Source organism: Streptomyces sp. NPDC099050 (assembly GCF_044759865.1).
Lineage (GTDB): Bacteria > Actinomycetota > Actinomycetes > Streptomycetales > Streptomycetaceae > Streptomyces.
In genome coordinates this window covers 14,141-31,226 of sequence record NZ_JBIWAE010000009.1, presented here as the reverse complement: position 1 = coordinate 31,226, position 17,086 = coordinate 14,141, and the positions used below count along the sequence as shown (strand labels likewise).

At 70.3% G+C, this 17,086-nt stretch carries 16 protein-coding genes; 14 read left to right on the top strand and 2 right to left on the bottom strand.

The genetic code is table 11. The annotated features are described in order from the left end of the window. Window positions 1-68 precede the first annotated feature (68 nt). The 12 genes from ACIQV3_RS17055 to ACIQV3_RS17000 all read left to right on the top strand — a co-directional run bounded on the left by ACIQV3_RS17055 (window position 69) and on the right by ACIQV3_RS17000 (window position 12,560). The gene (locus tag ACIQV3_RS17055; protein WP_403713195.1) at window positions 69-608 is read left to right on the top strand and encodes a hypothetical protein; all 540 of its coding nucleotides are present in this window, start codon (window positions 69-71) and stop codon (window positions 606-608) included. 165 nt (window positions 609-773) lie between these two features. Continuing rightward, window positions 774-1,691 (top strand): pyridoxal 5'-phosphate synthase lyase subunit PdxS, encoded by a 918-nt coding sequence (gene pdxS, locus ACIQV3_RS17050; RefSeq protein ID WP_112446777.1) that lies wholly within the window; start codon window positions 774-776, stop codon window positions 1,689-1,691. A gap of 7 nt (window positions 1,692-1,698) precedes the next feature. Next, entirely contained in the window at window positions 1,699-2,292 is a 594-nt protein-coding gene (gene pdxT, locus ACIQV3_RS17045) for a pyridoxal 5'-phosphate synthase glutaminase subunit PdxT (RefSeq protein WP_327307676.1), read from the top strand. A gap of 57 nt (window positions 2,293-2,349) precedes the next feature. Then, a complete protein-coding gene (locus ACIQV3_RS17040) occupies window positions 2,350-3,102 on the top strand; it encodes a YebC/PmpR family DNA-binding transcriptional regulator (RefSeq protein ID WP_243334244.1) in 753 nt (250 codons plus the stop codon). 182 nt (window positions 3,103-3,284) lie between these two features. Continuing rightward, window positions 3,285-3,821 carry a crossover junction endodeoxyribonuclease RuvC gene (gene ruvC, locus ACIQV3_RS17035; protein WP_403713194.1) on the top strand — a complete coding sequence of 179 codons (537 nt, stop codon included), beginning with the start codon at window positions 3,285-3,287 and terminating at the stop codon, window positions 3,819-3,821. Beyond that, window positions 3,818-4,450 carry a Holliday junction branch migration protein RuvA gene (gene ruvA / locus ACIQV3_RS17030; protein ID WP_403713193.1) on the top strand — a complete coding sequence of 211 codons (633 nt, stop codon included), beginning with the start codon at window positions 3,818-3,820 and terminating at the stop codon, window positions 4,448-4,450. Before ruvC ends, ruvA begins: the two co-directional genes overlap by 4 nt. Before the next feature lie 72 nt (window positions 4,451-4,522). Beyond that, complete coding sequence (gene ruvB / locus ACIQV3_RS17025) at window positions 4,523-5,584, top strand: Holliday junction branch migration DNA helicase RuvB (RefSeq protein WP_327251803.1); 1,062 nt, start codon at window positions 4,523-4,525, stop codon at window positions 5,582-5,584. Window positions 5,585-5,749: 165 nt separating this feature from the next. Next, window positions 5,750-6,217 carry a preprotein translocase subunit YajC gene (gene yajC / locus ACIQV3_RS17020; protein WP_403713192.1) on the top strand — a complete coding sequence of 156 codons (468 nt, stop codon included), beginning with the start codon at window positions 5,750-5,752 and terminating at the stop codon, window positions 6,215-6,217. Window positions 6,218-6,370: 153 nt separating this feature from the next. Then, a complete protein-coding gene (secD, locus tag ACIQV3_RS17015; RefSeq protein ID WP_403713191.1) occupies window positions 6,371-8,170 on the top strand; it encodes a protein translocase subunit SecD in 1,800 nt (599 codons plus the stop codon). A gap of 3 nt (window positions 8,171-8,173) precedes the next feature. Continuing rightward, window positions 8,174-9,226, top strand: coding sequence for a protein translocase subunit SecF (gene secF, locus ACIQV3_RS17010; RefSeq protein WP_403713190.1), 1,053 nt, complete (start codon window positions 8,174-8,176; stop codon window positions 9,224-9,226). Next, on the top strand, window positions 9,223-9,777 hold the full coding sequence (locus ACIQV3_RS17005; RefSeq protein ID WP_383955410.1) for an adenine phosphoribosyltransferase: 555 nt from the start codon (window positions 9,223-9,225) through the stop codon (window positions 9,775-9,777). The genes secF and ACIQV3_RS17005 overlap by 4 nt, the downstream gene beginning before the upstream one ends. A gap of 347 nt (window positions 9,778-10,124) precedes the next feature. Continuing rightward, the gene (locus tag ACIQV3_RS17000) at window positions 10,125-12,560 is read left to right on the top strand and encodes a RelA/SpoT family protein (RefSeq protein ID WP_403713189.1); all 2,436 of its coding nucleotides are present in this window, start codon (window positions 10,125-10,127) and stop codon (window positions 12,558-12,560) included. Between the two features lie 73 nt (window positions 12,561-12,633). Here ACIQV3_RS17000 and ACIQV3_RS16995 read toward each other — a convergent pair whose 3' ends face one another. Together ACIQV3_RS16995 and ACIQV3_RS16990 are read right to left on the bottom strand one after the other, a co-directional pair. Beyond that, on the bottom strand, window positions 12,634-13,863 hold the full coding sequence (locus ACIQV3_RS16995; RefSeq protein ID WP_403713188.1) for a DUF349 domain-containing protein: 1,230 nt from the start codon (window positions 13,861-13,863) through the stop codon (window positions 12,634-12,636). Window positions 13,864-14,067: 204 nt separating this feature from the next. Continuing rightward, window positions 14,068-14,862, bottom strand: coding sequence for a peptidylprolyl isomerase (locus ACIQV3_RS16990; protein WP_403713186.1), 795 nt, complete (start codon window positions 14,860-14,862; stop codon window positions 14,068-14,070). Between the two features lie 154 nt (window positions 14,863-15,016). Here ACIQV3_RS16990 and ACIQV3_RS16985 point away from each other — a divergent pair, with 154 nt between their 5' ends. Both ACIQV3_RS16985 and hisS read left to right on the top strand, forming a co-directional pair. Next, a complete protein-coding gene (locus ACIQV3_RS16985; RefSeq protein WP_403713185.1) occupies window positions 15,017-15,727 on the top strand; it encodes an MBL fold metallo-hydrolase in 711 nt (236 codons plus the stop codon). A gap of 10 nt (window positions 15,728-15,737) precedes the next feature. After that, on the top strand, window positions 15,738-16,997 hold the full coding sequence (gene hisS, locus ACIQV3_RS16980; protein WP_403713184.1) for a histidine--tRNA ligase: 1,260 nt from the start codon (window positions 15,738-15,740) through the stop codon (window positions 16,995-16,997). Window positions 16,998-17,086: the final 89 nt, after the last annotated feature.

The following is a 17,086-nucleotide window of genomic DNA, read 5'->3' as shown; positions in this document are numbered from 1 at the left end:
TCCGGCCCCGGGGCTCCGCCCCGGACCCGTTGCCGCGTGCGGCGCATTGAAGGGTAAGGTCGCGGCCCGTGATCGAAACCCTTGTCTGGATTGCCCTCGTCCTCGGCCTCGTCGGGGTTTACCTCAGTTGGACCGCCGGCCGCCTCGACCGGCTGCACTCCCGGATGGACGCCGCCCGCGCCGCCCTCGACGCACAGCTCGTCCGCCGGGCGTCCGTCGTGCTGGAGGTCGCCACCTCCGGGGTGCTCGACCCCGCCTCCTCCCTCGTCCTGTACGAGGCCGCGCACGCCGCCCGCCAAGCGGAGGAGGAGCACCGCGAGGTCGCCGAGAGCGAGCTCAGCCAGGCCCTGCGCGCCGTCTTCGCGGACGCGGAGCAGGTCGACGCGCTCAAGGCCGCCCCGGGCGGTGCGGAGGCCACCGAGGAGCTCGCGGCGGCGGTCCGCCGGGTGCCGATGGCACGCCGGTTCCTCAACGACGCCGTCCGCGCGGCCCGCGCCCTGCGCCGGCACCGCAAGGTCCGCTGGTTCCGGCTGGCGGGCCACGCGCCCTTCCCGCTGGCCTTCGAGATGGACGACGAGCCTCCGGTGGATCTGGCCGAGCGGCCGTAACTTGTACCCAATGGCCAAGTCGCAAGGAGCCACCGGCTGCACATTGGCCCTTGCCGTGGACTGGTCGAGAGGGTTTCCTCGGTCCAGTACCACCAGGTCGTACCACCAGGTCGCTCTGGCGATCGCCAGCAACGCCTGAATCTTCCTTTCGAGTGAGGTCAATCCGTGAGCACGCTTCCCTCCACCCCGCAGTCCGCCGAGTCGGCGATCGGTACCTCCCGCGTCAAGCGCGGCATGGCCGAGCAGCTCAAGGGCGGCGTGATCATGGATGTGGTCAACGCCGAGCAGGCGAAGATCGCCGAGGACGCCGGCGCCGTGGCCGTCATGGCCCTGGAGCGGGTTCCCGCCGACATCCGCAAGGACGGCGGCGTGGCCCGGATGTCCGACCCGAACATGATCGAAGAGATCATCGAGGCCGTCTCCATCCCGGTCATGGCGAAGTCCCGCATCGGCCACTTCGTCGAGGCCCAGGTGCTCCAGTCCCTCGGCGTCGACTACATCGACGAGTCCGAGGTCCTGACCCCGGCCGACGAGGTCAACCACTCCGACAAGTGGGCGTACACCACCCCCTTCGTCTGTGGCGCCACCAACCTGGGCGAGGCCCTGCGCCGCATCGCCGAGGGCGCGGCCATGATCCGCTCGAAGGGTGAGGCCGGCACCGGCAACGTCGTCGAGGCCGTCCGCCACCTGCGCCAGATCAAGAACGAGATCGCCCGCCTGCGCGGCTACGACAACAACGAGCTGTTCGCCGCCGCCAAGGAGCTGCGCGCCCCGTACGAGCTGGTCAAGGAAGTCGCCGAGCTCGGCAAGCTCCCGGTCGTGCTGTTCTCCGCCGGTGGCGTCGCCACCCCCGCCGACGCCGCGCTGATGCGCCAGCTCGGTGCCGAGGGCGTCTTCGTCGGCTCCGGCATCTTCAAGTCGGGCGACCCGGCCAAGCGCGCCGCCGCCATCGTGAAGGCCACCACCTTCTACGACGACCCGAAGATCATCGCGGACGCCTCCCGCAACCTGGGCGAGGCCATGGTCGGCATCAACTGCGACACCCTCCCCGAGTCCGAGCGCTACGCCAACCGCGGCTGGTAATCACCTCATGACGAACACCCCCGTAGTTGGTGTCCTGGCACTCCAGGGCGACGTACGGGAACACCTGATCGCCCTGGCCTCGGCTGACGCCGTGGCCAGGCCGGTCCGGCGTCCCGAGGAGCTCGCCGAGGTCGACGCCCTGGTGATCCCCGGCGGCGAGTCCACGACCATGTCCAAGCTCGCCGTGCTGTTCGGCATGCTGGAGCCGCTGCGCGAGCGCGTGCGCGCCGGGATGCCGGTCTACGGCACCTGCGCCGGCATGATCATGCTCGCCGACAAGCTGCTGGACGGCCGCGAGGACCAGGAGACCCTGGGCGGCATCGACATGATCGTGCGCCGCAACGCCTTCGGCCGGCAGAACGAGTCCTTCGAGGCGCAGGTCGACTTCGCGGGCATCGAGGGCGGCCCCGTCGAGGGCGTCTTCATCCGGGCCCCCTGGGTCGAGTCCGTCGGCGGCGCCGCCGAAGTGCTCGCCACGTACGACGGTCACACCGTCGCCGTGCGCCAGGGCAATGTCCTCGCCACCTCGTTCCACCCGGAGCTCACGGGTGACGACCGGGTCCACGCGTACTTCGTCGACATGGTGCGCGCGGGGCTGTAACGGCGTCCCGGTAGGATCTGAGACGAACACTGTTGGTGACGCGAAGGAGACAGGCAGATGTCCGGCCACTCTAAATGGGCTACGACGAAGCACAAGAAGGCCGTGGTTGACGCCAAGCGCGGCAAGCTCTTCGCGAAGCTGATCAAGAACATCGAGGTCGCGGCCCGTATGGGCGGCGCCGACATCGATGGCAACCCGACCCTCTTCGACGCCATCCAGAAGGCCAAGAAGAGCTCGGTCCCGAACAAGAACATCGACTCCGCGGTCAAGCGCGGCGGCGGCCTCGAGGCCGGCGGCGCCGACTACGAGACGATCATGTACGAGGGCTACGGCCCGAACGGCGTCGCGGTGCTCATCGAGTGCCTCACCGACAACCGCAACCGTGCCGCGTCCGACGTACGGGTCGCCATGACCCGCAACGGCGGTTCGATGGCCGACCCGGGGTCGGTCTCGTACCTGTTCAACCGCAAGGGCGTCGTCCTGCTGCCCAAGGGCGAGCTGTCCGAGGACGACGTCCTGGAGACGGTGCTGGAGGCGGGCGCCGAGGAGGTCAACGACCTCGGCGAGCAGTTCGAGATCATCAGCGAGGCCACCGACATGGTCGCGGTCCGCACCGCGCTCCAGCAGGCGGGCATCGACTACGACTCGGCCGACTCCAACTTCCTGCCGACCATGCAGGTCGAGCTGGACGAAGAGGGCGCGCGCAAGATCTTCAAGCTGATCGACGCACTGGAGGACAGCGACGACGTGCAGAACGTCTTCGCCAACTTCGACGTCTCGGACGAGGTCATGGAGAAGGTCGACGCCTGAGCTCCCCTTTGCGGCTGAACCGCCGCCGCTCTCGCGGACGTGGTTGCTCGCCGTCTGGGTTGCTCAATTGATGGTTGCTGTATTCGACGGGCCGACAGGACACACCCTGTCGGCCCGTTCTTTGTCAGTGGTGCCGGATAGCCTGCACGGACACGGACGGGTGATCGAGGGAAGGGTGTGCGGTGCGCGTACTGGGCGTTGACCCGGGCCTGACCCGATGTGGTGTCGGTGTGGTCGAGGGGGTGGCGGGCCGCCCCCTGACGATGCTGGGCGTGGGGGTCGTACGGACGCCCGCGGACGCCGAGTTGGGCGACCGGCTCGTCGGCATCGAGCGGGGCATCGAGGAGTGGCTCGACGAGTACCGCCCCGAAGTCCTCGCGGTGGAGCGGGTGTTCAGCCAGCACAACGTCAGCACGGTGATGGGCACCGCCCAGGCCAGTGCCGTTGCCATGCTGTGCGCCGCGCGCCGCGGGATACCGGTCGCGCTGCACACCCCGAGCGAGGTCAAGGCCGCCGTCACCGGCAGCGGACGCGCCGACAAGGCGCAGGTCGGAGCCATGGTCACCCGGCTGCTGCGGCTGTCCGCCCCGCCCAAGCCCGCCGACGCCGCGGACGCCCTCGCCCTCGCCATCTGCCACATCTGGCGCGCCCCCGCGCAGAACCGCCTCCAGCAGGCCGTCAACCGGCATGCCAGCGCCCTGAAAGGCCGCACCACATGATCGCCTTCGTCAGCGGCCCGGTCGCCGCGCTCGCCCCCCACCTGGCCGTCATCGAGGTCGGGGGAGTGGGCATGGCCGTGCACTGCACGCCGAACACCCTCGCGGGCCTGCGGACCGGTGAGCCGGCCCGGCTGGCGACGTCCCTGGTCGTACGGGAGGACTCGCTGACGCTGTACGGCTTCGCCGACGACGACGAGCGCCAGGTCTTCGAGCTCCTGCAGACCGCGAGCGGGGTCGGACCGAAGCTCGCGCAGGCGATGCTGGCGGTGCACAGCCCGGACGCGCTGCGCGTAGCCGTCTCGGTGGGGGACGAGAAGGCCCTGATGGCCGTCTCCGGCATCGGGAAGAAGGGCGCGCAGAAGCTCCTGCTGGACCTCAAGGACAAGCTCGGCGCGCCGCTGGGATCGAGCGGCATGGTCGGCGCGCAGCGCGCGGCGGCCTCCGGCCCGGCGCCCTGGTCGGAGCAGCTCTCCGCCGCCCTGATCGGGCTGGGCTACGCGCCCCGCGACGCGGACGACGCGGTCTCGGCCGTCACCCCGCAGGCGGAGGCCGCGATCGCCGCCGGCGGCTCGGCCCCGGTTCCGCAGCTCCTGAGGGCGGCCCTCCAGTCCCTGAACCGGGCCCGGTAAACGGGTGCGGAGCCCCGGGATACGGCCCCGCGCACAGACCACCGCACCACCCCGAGAAGGCAGACTGACACCGTGAACTGGGATGACGAGAGCGACGACCGGATCGTCGCGGCCGCGGCGGACGGCGAGGACACCGCCGTCGAGGCGGCCCTGCGGCCCAAGGACCTCGGCGAGTTCGTCGGGCAGGAGAAGGTCCGCCAGCAGCTGGACCTCGTCCTGAAGGCGGCCCGTCAGCGCGGTGCCACCGCCGATCACGTGCTGCTGTCGGGTGCCCCGGGCCTGGGGAAGACCACCCTGTCCATGATCATCGCGGCCGAGATGGGCGCGCCCATCCGGATCACCTCCGGCCCCGCGATCCAGCACGCGGGCGACCTCGCGGCCATCCTCTCCTCCCTCCAGGAGGGCGAGGTGCTCTTCCTGGACGAGATCCACCGGATGTCCCGGCCCGCCGAGGAAATGCTCTACATGGCCATGGAGGACTTCCGCGTCGACGTGATCGTCGGGAAGGGGCCGGGGGCCACCGCCATCCCGCTGGAACTTCCCCCGTTCACCCTCGTCGGGGCCACGACCCGGGCCGGTCTGCTCCCGCCCCCGCTGCGCGACCGCTTCGGCTTCACCGGCCACATGGAGTTCTATGCCCCCGAGGAGCTGGAGCGCGTCATCCACCGCTCCGCGCGGCTCCTCGACGTGGAGATCGACACCGCCGGCGCCGCCGAGATCGCCGGCCGCTCGCGCGGAACCCCCCGTATCGCCAACCGGCTGCTGCGCCGCGTCCGCGACTACGCCCAGGTCAGGGCCGACGGCGTGATCAACCGCGAGGTTGCCGGCACCGCCCTGAAGGTCTACGAGGTCGACGAGCGCGGGCTCGACCGGCTGGACCGGGCCGTCCTGGAGGCGCTCCTGAAGCTCTTCGGCGGGGGTCCCGTCGGCCTGTCGACGCTCGCCGTGGCCGTGGGCGAGGAGCGGGAGACCGTGGAGGAGGTGGCCGAGCCGTTCCTCGTACGGGAGGGGCTCCTGGCCAGGACCCCGCGGGGGCGGGTCGCGACCCCGGCCGCATGGGCTCACCTGGGGCTTGTCCCGCCACAGCAGGGCGGGAACGGATCAAGCGGACAACAGGGCCTCTTCGGGACCTGACGGCGCGGAGGTTCGCCCCCTCAGGAACTGCGGTGACATGCTGGGCGTTGTTCCATCGGTGCGGACTCGCCTAGACTCCGCCGATGCCGACCCTTACGGTCGGCGTACCCACCCCCCGTACAAAGGCCGTGCGCTCGTGCGGTCGATGCGAAGGACCTGCGCCCCGTGAATATCATGTCCCTCCTTCCGTTCGTGCTGATCATCGGGGCGATGTTCCTGCTGACCCGCAGCCAGAAGAAGAAGCAGCAGGCGGCCGTGCAGATGCGCGACCAGCTGACCGCCGGCACCGGCGTCCGCACCATCGGCGGCATGTACGCCACGGTGAAGGAGATCGGTGAAGACACCGTCACGCTCGAGGTGGCCCCCGGCGTCCACGCGATCTACGCGAAGAACTCCATCGGCGCCGTGCTGGAGGACGAGGAGTACAACCGCATCGTCCACGGCATCACTGATGATCTGACGATCGACACGCCGGTCGTCCCGGACGACGCGTCCTCCCTGACCGGGGACGAGGCCCCCAAGCTCGACCTGGGCAAGAAGGACGAGCCCAAGGCCGACGAGCCCTCGGCGGACGAGCCCAAGGGCGACGAGCCCAAGGACGGCAAGAGCGACGGCGACGCCGGCGCGAAGTAGCGCTGGGCCGGGGACCGAGCGGGCCGCCTGACCGGCAGCCCCGTCGGTCCCCGCCAGTGACCCTTCTGCGGGGGGCAGGGGTCCCCACACACATTTCGTGGCCGTCCGCGCGCTGACCCGGCGCGGGACGGTTGGACAGGGAGATACGACAAGGTGGCAGCACCGAAGAAGGGCCGGCGGCCCACGGGGGCTCAGGGGAGGCCGGGGCGTTCCCTGGCCATCATCCTGATCGCGATGGTGGCGCTCACCGCGGGGATGTTCCTCTCGAAGCAGACGACGCCGCGACTCGGCATCGACCTCGCCGGCGGTACGAGCATCACGCTCAAGGCCAAGAGCGAGCCCGGCAAGCCGGACGCGATCAACGAGACCAACATGAACACGGCGGTCGGCATCATCGAGCGCCGCGTCAACGGTCTCGGTGTGTCGGAGGCCGAGGTCCAGACCCAGGGCCGCGACCACATCATCGTGAACATCCCCAAGGGGACGAACGAGCAGCAGGCGCGCGAGCAGGTCGGTACCACCGCCCAGCTCTACTTCCGCCCCGTGCTCGCCGTCACCGAGGGTGCCCCGGCTCCCCCGGAGGCCAGCCAGAGCGGCTCTCCGAGCGCCGCCCCGAGCGGCTCCGGCAGCCCGTCCGCCAGTGCGGCCACTCCGTCGTCCAGCGCCACTTCCCAGGGCCGTGCGGTCAGCGAGGCCCTCAAGGCCCCGAACGCCCCCTCTCCCTCGCCCTCGGCGAGCGAGTCGAAGAAGGCAGACGACAAGGCGACCCCGTCCACCTCGCCGTCCGCGTCGCCGTCCGCGACGTCCGCCGACCAGGCCGCCGCGGCGGCCCTGCAGGCGAAGTTCGCCGCGCTCGACTGCACCGACGAGGCGCAGCGCACCGCCGTCAGCAAGGACGTCAAGCCCGAGGACCCGACGCTCGCCTGCGGCAAGCGCGGCGACGTTTGGTACAAGTGGGTGCTCGGTCCGGCCCAGGTCGACGGCAAGGACGTGAAGGACGCCAAGGGTCAGATCGACCAGCAGCGCGGCATCTGGATCGTCACGATGCAGTTCACCGACAAGGGCGCCGACAAGTTCGCCAAGATCACCGGTGAGCTCGCCGCCAAGCAGGAGCCGCAGAACCAGTTCGCCATCGTGCTCGACGGCCAGGTCATCTCCGACCCGAGCGTCCGCGAGGCGCTGACCGGCGGCAACGCCGAGATCTCCGGCAGCTTTGACCAGAAGTCCGCGATGGACCTGGGCAACATGCTCTCGTACGGCGCCCTGCCGCTGTCCTTCCAGGAGGACAGCGTCACCACCGTCACCGCCGCGCTCGGCGGCGAGCAGCTGAAGGCCGGCCTCATCGCCGGTGCCATCGGCCTCGCCCTCGTGGTGATCTACCTGCTGGCGTACTACCGGGGTCTGGCGTTCGTCGCCATCATCAGCCTCATCGTCTCCGGCATCCTCACCTACACGATCATGGTGCTGCTCGGTAAGGGCATCGGCTTCGCGCTGAACCTGCCGGCGGTCTGTGGTGCGATCGTCGCGATCGGCATCACAGCCGACTCCTTCATCGTGTACTTCGAACGCATCCGGGACGAGATCCGCGAGGGCCGCACCCTGCGTCCGGCCGTCGAGCGTGCCTGGCCGCGCGCCCGCCGCACGATCCTGGTCTCCGACTTCGTGTCGTTCCTGGCCGCCGCGGTGCTGTTCATCGTCACCGTCGGCAAGGTGCAGGGCTTCGCCTTCACCCTGGGTCTGACCACCCTGCTCGACGTGGTCGTGGTGTTCCTCTTCACCAAGCCCGTCATGACGCTGCTGGCCCGTACGAACTTCTTCGCCAGCGGTCACCCGTGGTCCGGGCTGGACCCGAAGCGACTGGGCGCGAAGCCGCCGCTGCGACGCTCGCGTCGTACCGGCTCCGACGCGGCCGCCGCGACCGTCTCCGTTCCCGTCGACGCAAAGGAGGCGTGAGAGATGTCGAAGCTCGGAGATCTCGGCGCCAAGCTGTACCGGGGTGAGGTCGGCTACGACTTCGTCGGCAAGCGCTTCGTCTGGTACGGCGTTTCCATCCTGATCACCATCACGGCGATCGTGGCCGTGGCCGTCTCGGGCCTGAACATGGGCATCGAGTTCAAGGGCGGTGCCGTCTTCACCACTCCGAAGACCTCCGTCTCGGAGCAGCAGGCCCGCGAGGACGCGGAGGAGGCCTCCGGCCACGACGCGATCGTCCAGAAGCTCGGCACCGGCGGCCTGCGCATCCAGATCTCGGAACTGGACACCGCCGCCGCGGCCGACGTGAAGACCAAGCTCGCCGCCGACCTCAAGGTCGACGCGACGCAGATCAACGCGGACCTGGTCGGCCCCAGCTGGGGCGAGCAGATCGCCAACAAGGCCTGGACCGGCCTCGGCGTCTTCATGGTCCTCGTGGTGATCTACCTGGCCATCGCCTTCGAGTGGCGGATGGCGGTCGCGGCGCTCATCGCGCTGATCCACGACCTCACCATCACCGTCGGCGTGTACGCGCTGGTCGGCTTCGAGGTCACCCCGGGTACGGTCATCGGTCTGCTGACCATCCTCGGTTACTCCCTCTACGACACCGTCGTCGTCTTCGACGGTCTCAAGGAGGGCTCGAAGGACATCACCAAGCAGTCCCGCTGGACGTACAGCGAGGTTGCCAACCGCAGCATCAACGGCACCCTGGTCCGCTCGATCAACACCACCGTCGTGGCACTGCTCCCGGTCGGGGCCCTGCTCTTCATCGGTGGCGGCATCCTCGACGCCGGCATGCTGAACGACATCTCGCTGTCGCTGTTCGTCGGCCTCGCGGCCGGTGCCTACTCGTCGATCTTCATCGCGACCCCGCTGGTCGTGGACCTGAAGGAGCGCGAGCCGGCGATGAAGGCCCTGAAGAAGCGGGTGCTCGCCAAGCGTGCGTCGGCTGAGGCCAGGGGCGAGTCGGCCGAGGACGCCGGGACCGAAGACGCGCCCGAGGTAGTGGCGCAGGGCCGGTCGGGACGGCGCCGGTGACCGCGGAGCTGCCCTCCGGCGTACGGGACCTGCTGCTCAGCCGGATCACGGACGTCGAGGACTACCCGAAGCCGGGCGTGATGTTCAAGGACATCACCCCGCTGCTGGCCGACCCGAAGGCCTTCGGCGCCCTCACGGACGCGCTGGTGGCCCTGGCCGGGCAGTACGGGGCGACGAAGATCGTCGGGCTGGAGGCGCGGGGATTCATCCTGGCGGCTCCGGTGGCCGTCCAGGCGGGCATCGGCTTCGTACCGGTCCGCAAGGCCGGCAAGCTGCCCGGGGCGACGCTCCTGCAGTCCTACGACCTGGAGTACGGGTCGGCGGAGATCGAGATCCACGCGGAGGCGCTGTGCGCCGACGACCGGGTCATGGTCATCGACGACGTGCTGGCCACCGGTGGCACCGCGGCCGCCTCGCTGGAGCTGATCCGGCGGGCGGGGGCGGAGGTCGCCGGGGTCGCGGTCCTGATGGAACTCTCGTTCCTGCCGGGGCGTGAGCGGCTGCTGCCGGCGCTGGGCGATGCGCCGCTGGACGCGCTGATCGTGGTCTGACCCTGCTCTCCCCGAAGCGGGCGTGCACCGGGAAATCCCGGAGCGCGCCCGCTTCGGCGTGTGCGGGCCGCCGCGCGGGGCGGAGTCTCCTGCCCTCCCTTCCTCCATCCCCCAGACTCCGTCCGGGGGGACCCCCAGCCGGGGCTCCGCCCCGGACCCCGGTCCCCAAACGCCGGACGGGCTGGATGTGGCCGGGCCCGGTGCGGGATGTGGCCGGGCCGGCAGGAGTCGGGGTGGACTCGGGGAACGGGGTGCCGGAACCCTCGCTACGATGGGTTATCCGGACCGGACACGGGCACCGGATCCTCCCCCACACTCCGTGCGGGGGGACCCCCTGAGGAGCGCTCTTGCCAGACGAGGTCCAGCCAATCTCCGCCGCGCAGCCCGACCCGGAGGCCGAGCAGCCGGCCGCGGCCGCCGCCGCCACGCCCCCGCCGGCTCCGCCGGCACTGCCGGTCAAGCCCGCGTCCGCGAAGTCGGCCGGGTCCTCCCATCGGGTGCGCGCCCGGCTGGCCCGCCTCGGTGGGCAGCGCTCCAACCCGTACAACCCGGTCCTGGAACCGCTGCTCCGCATAGTCCGCAGCAACGACCCCAAGATCGAGACGGCCACGCTGCGGCAGATCGAGCAGGCCTACCAGGTCGCCGAGCGCTGGCACCGCGGTCAGAAGCGCAAGAGCGGCGACCCGTACATCACCCACCCGCTCGCGGTGACCACGATCCTCGCCGAGCTGGGCATGGACCCGGCCACGCTGATGGCGGGGCTGCTCCACGACACCGTGGAGGACACCGAGTACGGGCTGGAGGACCTGCGGCGCGACTTCGGCGACGCGGTGACCCTGCTCGTCGACGGGGTCACCAAGCTCGACCGGGTCAAGTTCGGCGAGGCCGCCCAGGCCGAGACCGTCCGCAAGATGGTCGTGGCCATGGCGAAGGACCCCCGGGTCCTCGTGATCAAGCTCGCCGACCGGCTGCACAACATGCGCACCATGCGCTACCTCAAGCGCGAGAAGCAGGAGAAGAAGGCCCGCGAGACGCTGGAGATCTACGCCCCGCTGGCGCACCGGCTGGGCATGAACACCATCAAGTGGGAGCTGGAGGACCTCGCCTTCGCGATCCTCTACCCCAAGATGTACGACGAGATCGTGCGGCTGGTGGCCGAAAGGGCACCCAAGCGGGACGAGTACCTCACCGTCGTCACCGACGAGGTGATGGCCGACCTCCGGGCCGCCCGCATCAAGGCCACCGTCACCGGGCGCCCCAAGCACTACTACAGCGTGTACCAGAAGATGATCGTGCGCGGCCGCGACTTCGCCGAGATCTACGACCTGGTCGGCATCCGGGTCCTCGTCGACACCGTCCGGGACTGTTACGCCGCCCTCGGCACCGTGCACGCGCGCTGGAACCCGGTCCCCGGCCGGTTCAAGGACTACATCGCGATGCCGAAGTTCAACATGTACCAGTCGCTCCACACGACGGTCATCGGACCCAGCGGCAAGCCCGTCGAGCTGCAGATCCGCACCTTCGACATGCACCGCCGCGCCGAGTACGGCATCGCCGCGCACTGGAAGTACAAGCAGCAGACCGTCGCCGGCACCTCGAAGGTACGCACCGACGTGCCGCAGGCGGCCAAGGGCAGCGCGGGCCACGACACCGTCAACGACATGGCCTGGCTGCGCCAGCTGCTGGACTGGCAGAAGGAGACCGAGGACCCGAGCGAGTTCCTCGACTCGCTGCGCTTCGACCTCTCGCGCAACGAGGTCTTCGTCTTCACGCCCAAGGGCGATGTCATCGCCCTGCCGGCCGGAGCCACCCCCGTGGACTTCGCGTACGCCGTCCACACCGAGGTCGGCCACCGGACCATAGGAGCGCGGGTCAACGGGCGGCTCGTACCGCTCGAATCGACCCTCGACAACGGAGACCTGGTCGAGGTCTTCACCTCCAAGGCCGAGGGCGCCGGCCCGTCCCGCGACTGGCTGGGCTTCGTCAAGTCCCCCCGGGCCCGCAACAAGATCCGCGCGTGGTTCTCCAAGGAGCGCCGCGACGAGGCCATCGAGCACGGCAAGGACGCCATCGCGCGGGCCATGCGCAAGCAGAACCTGCCGATCCAGCGCATCCTGACCGGGGACTCCCTCGTCACCCTCGCGCACGAGATGCGCTACCCCGACATCTCCTCGCTCTACGCGGCGATCGGCGAAGGCCACGTCACCGCGCAGAACGTCGTGCAGAAGCTGGTCCAGGCCCTCGGCGGCGAGGACGCGGCCAACGAGGACATCGAGGACACCATCCCGCCGGCCCGCGGCCGCAGCACGCGCCGCGGAAACGCCGACCCGGGCGTGGTGGTCAAGGGCGTCGAGGACGTGTGGGTCAAGCTGGCCCGCTGCTGCACCCCGGTGCCCGGCGACCCGATCGTCGGCTTCGTCACGCGCGGCAGCGGCGTATCGGTTCACCGCGCCGACTGCGTGAACGTGGACTCGCTCTCCCAGGAGCCCGAGCGGATGCTGGAGGTCGAGTGGGCGCCCACCCAGTCCTCCGTCTTCCTGGTCGCCATCCAGGTCGAGGCGCTCGACCGGTCCCGGCTGCTGTCCGACGTCACCCGGGTCCTGTCGGACCAGCACGTGAACATCCTGTCGGCGGCCGTGCAGACCTCCCGCGACCGGGTGGCCACCTCCCGGTTCACCTTCGAGATGGGCGACCCGAAGCACCTGGGCCACGTCCTGAAGGCCGTACGGGGCGTCGAGGGCGTCTACGACGTCTACCGCGTGACCTCGGCCCGCAGGCCTTAGCGGGGCACACGCGAAGGGGCCCCGGTACGCACCGCGTACCGGGGCCCCTTCACCATGCCGGGCGGCCGGGAAATCAGCCGCCGAACTCCTCGAGACCCTTCAGCGCCTGGTCCAGCAGGGCCTGACGGCCCTCCAGCTCCCGGGACAGCTTGTCGGCCCTGGAGTTGTTGCCCTGCGCGCGCGCCGTGTCGATCTGGCCGCGCAGCTTGTCCACCGCCGCCTGCAGCTGACCCGTCAGACCGGCCGCACGCGCCCGCGCCTCCGGGTTCGTACGGCGCCACTCGCCTTCCTCGGCCTCCTGGATGGCCCGCTCGACGGTGTGCATCCGGCCCTCGACCTTGGGACGCGCGTCCCGCGGTACGTGGCCGATGGCCTCCCAGCGCTCGTTCAGGGAGCGGAACGCGGCACGGGCCGCCTTCAGGTCCGTGATCGGGACGAGCTTCTCGGCCTCGTCGGCCAGCTCCTCCTTCAGCTTCAGGTTCTCCACCTGCTCGGCGTCGCGCTCCGCGAAGACCTCGCTGCGCGCCGCGAAGAACACGTCCTGGGCGCCGCGGAAACGGTTCCACAGGTCGTCCTCGGACTCGCGCTGCGCGCGGCCGGCGGCCTTCCAGTTCTCCATCAGCTCGCGGTAGCGCGCGGCCGTCGGACCCCAGTCGGCCGACTTCGACAGCGACTCGGCCTCCGCGACCAGCTTCTCCTTGACCTTGCGTGCGTCCTCGCGCTGCGCGTCGAGCGAGGCGAAGTGGGCCTTGCGGCGCTTGGAGAAGGCGGAGCGGGCGTGCGAGAAGCGGTGCCACAGCTCGTCGTCCGACTTGCGGTCGAGGCGGGGCAGACCCTTCCAGATGTCCACCAGGGCCCGCAGCCGCTCGCCGGCGCTGCGCCACTGGTCGCTCTGCGCCAGCTCCTCGGCCTCGGCCACGAGCGCGTCCTTGGCCGTACGGGCCTCGTCCGTCTGCTTGGCCTTCTGGACCTTGCGCTCCTCGCGGCGCGAGTCCACGGTCGACACCAGCTTGTCCAGCCGGACGCGCAGCGCGTCGAGGTCGCCGACGGCGTGGTGCTCGTCCACCTGGGTACGCAGGTGATCGATGGCCGTCTGGGCGTCCTTGGCGGCCAGATCGGTGGTCCGCACCCGTCGTTCGAGGAGGCCGATCTCGACCACCAGGCCCTCGTACTTGCGCTCGAAGTAGGCCAGGGCCTCCTCCGGGGTGCCGGCCTGCCACGAGCCGACGACCTTCTCGCCATCGGCAGTACGCACGTACACGGTGCCGGTCTCGTCGACTCGGCCCCACGGGTCGCTGCTCACAGCGCCTCCTCCACCTGATGCCTTGCGAGGGGTTCACCCCCTGGGCATCGTCCACAGTTTCCTGGGGCGGGCAGCGCCCGCCCTGCACAACGCCAACATAGGCGACCGCCGGGCCGGCTGTCCGCATCCAGCACGACGGAATATCGCCGTAGCGGCGTAAGCGTCATCGCGGATACAGCCGGGGCCCGGGGCGCCCGGTCCCGGTCAGTTCTGGGTGACGGTGCCCTTCTCGATGGTCACGGGGGTCTTGGGGGCGCCGTCCTGGCCGCCGTCGGCCACACCGGCCTTGGCCACCTCTTCGAGCACCTTCAGACCGGCCGCGTCGATCTTGCCGAAGGGGGTGTACGACGGGGGGAGCGGGCTGTCCTTGTAGACCAGGAAGAACTGGCTGCCGCCCGTGCCGGGCTGGCCGGTGTTGGCCATCGCCACCGTGCCCGCCGGGTAGACGACCTGGCCCGTCGCGTTGGGCTTGCCCAGCGCGTCGAGGTTCTCGTCCGCGATGGTGTAGCCGGGGCCGCCCCTGCCCGTGCCCTCCGGGTCACCGCACTGCAGGACGAAGATCCCGCCCGTCGTCAGACGGTGGCACTTGGTGTTGTCGAAGAACTTCTTGTCGGCGAGCGACTTGAACGAGTTGACCGTCTGCGGGGTCTTCGCCGCGTCCATCTCGAACGTGACGTCGCCCGCGCTGGTCTTCAGGCCGAAGGTGTACTTCGCCTTGGCGTCGATCGCCATCGCCGGGGAGGGGGACTGCTGCGGCGTGGGCGCGGCCGAGGCCGGGGCCGAGGGGGTCGCGGCCGGGTCGGCCGCCTCGTCCTTCTTGTCCTTGTCGAACACACCGCCGGCCACGAGGCCGACCAGCGCCGCGACGACCACGGCCACCGCCGCACCGATCACGGCGAGACGCTTGCGCGACTTCTGCCGCGCCTCGGCACGCCGCTGCTGCTGGCGTTCGTACTTTTCCCTGGCGAGCTGGCGCCGCCGCTGATCGCTCGTGACCACCGGGTCGTCTCCTTGTGCGTATCTGGTACCACTGTCCGGGCTGGGTTAGGCCGTACCGTATATGGGTTCGCTGTGTAATGAGCGGCGCCGGTAGGCTCTGAGCAGCAGCATTCCGATCTGCAAGCCTCCCGCCGGACGACGATTGAGGACGAACGTGCTGATTGCCGGATTCCCCGCCGGGGCCTGGGGGACCAATTGCTACGTGGTCGCCCCCGCCGCCGGTGAGGAGTGCGTCATCATCGACCCGGGCCACCAGGCCACCCAGGGTGTCGAGGAGACGCTGAAGAAGCATCGGCTCAAGCCCGTCGCGGTCGTCCTGACCCATGGCCACATCGATCATGTGGCCTCGGTGGTCCCGGTGTGCGGAGCACACGACGTACCGGCCTGGATCCATCCCGAGGACCGCTTCATGATGAGCGACCCGGAGAAGGCCCTGGGCCGTTCCCTCGGAGCCCAGCTCATGGGCGAGCTCACGGTGGGGGAGCCCTCCGATGTCAAGGCGCTGACCGACGGCGCGAAGCTCGCCCTCGCGGGCATGGAGCTCACCGTGTCGCACGCCCCCGGCCATACCAGGGGGTCGGTGACCTTCGGGACGCCCGCGGCGGCGGACATCCCGCCGCTGCTGTTCTCGGGCGACCTGCTCTTCGCCGGCTCCATCGGGCGCACCGACTTCCCCGGCGGCAGCCACGCCGACATGCTCGAATCGCTGGCCCGCGTGTGCCTGCCGCTCGACGACGCGACCGTGGTGCTGCCCGGACACAACGAGCACACGACCATTGGCCGTGAGCGAGCCACCAACCCGTACCTGCGGCAGGTGGCCGCCGGCCTGGGAGACGGTTTCACGTCTCCACGACGAGGAATGTGACGAGAGTTTCGTGAGTACTTTTCAGGCCCCCAAGGGCACGTACGACCTGCTGCCGCCCCGCTCGGCCACCTTCCTGGCGGTCCGCGAGGCGATCTCCGCGCCCCTGAAGAACTCCGGCTACGGGTACGTGGAGACCCCCGGCTTCGAGAACGTCGAACTGTTCTCGCGCGGCGTCGGCGAGTCCACCGACATCGTCAGCAAGGAGATGTACACCCTCACCACGAAGGGCGGCGACCAGCTCGCCCTGCGCCCCGAGGGCACCGCATCCGTGCTCCGCGCCGCCCTGCAGGGCAACCTGCACAAGCTCGGCGGCCTGCCCGTCAAGCTCTGGTACTCCGGCTCGTACTACCGCTACGAGCGGGCCCAGGCGGGCCGCTACCGCCACTTCTCCCAGGTCGGCGCCGAGGCCATCGGAGCCGAGGACCCGGCGCTGGACGCCGAGCTGATCATCCTGGCCGACCAGGCGTACCGCTCGCTGGGCCTGCGCGACTTCCGCATCCTGCTGAACTCGCTCGGCGACAAGGAGTGCCGCCCGGTGTACCGGGAAGCCCTCCAGTCCTTCCTGCGCGGGCTCGACCTCGACGCGGAGACCGTGCGCCGGGCCGAGATCAACCCGCTGCGGGTGCTCGACGACAAGCGGGCCGACGTACAGAAGCAGCTCGTCGGCGCCCCGATGCTGCGCGACTACCTCTGCGACGCCTGCAAGGCGTACCACGAGGAGGTGCGGGCGCTGGTGACGGCGGCCGGGGTCGCCTTCGAGGACGACGAGAAGCTCGTGCGGGGCCTGGACTACTACACCCGCACCACCTTCGAGTTCGTCCACGACGGTCTGGGCTCCCAGTCCGCGGTGGGCGGCGGCGGCCGCTACGACGGTCTCTCCGAGATGATCGGCGGGCCGGCGCTGCCGTCGGTGGGCTGGGCGCTGGGCGTGGACCGCACGGTGCTGGCGCTCGAAGCGGAGGGGGTCGAACTGGACATCCCGTCCGCGACCTCCGTCTTCGCGATCGCCCTGGGCGCGGCGAAGCCGGTGCTGTTCGGTCTGGTGACCGAGCTGCGGCGGGCCGGTGTCGCGGCGGACATCTCCTACGGGGGCAAGGGCCTCAAGGGTGCGATGAAGGACGCGAACCGCAGCGGGGCCCGCTTCGCGGTGGTCGCGGGTGACCGCGACCTCGAAGAGGGCGTGGTCCAGCTGAAGGACATGCAGTCCGGTGAGCAGACCCCGGTGGCCCTGGCCGACGTGGTCGCCACGGTCCAGGCCCGCCTGGCCTGACGGACGCTGCCGCCTGGTGGGGCGGGGCCGGGGGAGCCGCCGCGCGGAGCTCTCCCGGCCCCGCCCTTCGCTCCGGCCGCCGTGGCGAA

Bases quoted from the DNA above. Each gene is read 5' to 3' on its own strand.
- secF (WP_403713190.1), top strand. From the start codon at position 8,174: ATGTCGAAGCTCGGAGATCTCGGCGCCAAGCTGTACCGGGGTGAGGTC.
- pdxT (WP_327307676.1), top strand. From the start codon at position 1,699: ATGACGAACACCCCCGTAGTTGGTGTCCTGGCACTCCAGGGCGACGTA.
- ruvA (WP_403713193.1), top strand. From the start codon at position 3,818: ATGATCGCCTTCGTCAGCGGCCCGGTCGCCGCGCTCGCCCCCCACCTG.
- ACIQV3_RS17040 (WP_243334244.1), top strand. From the start codon at position 2,350: ATGTCCGGCCACTCTAAATGGGCTACGACGAAGCACAAGAAGGCCGTG.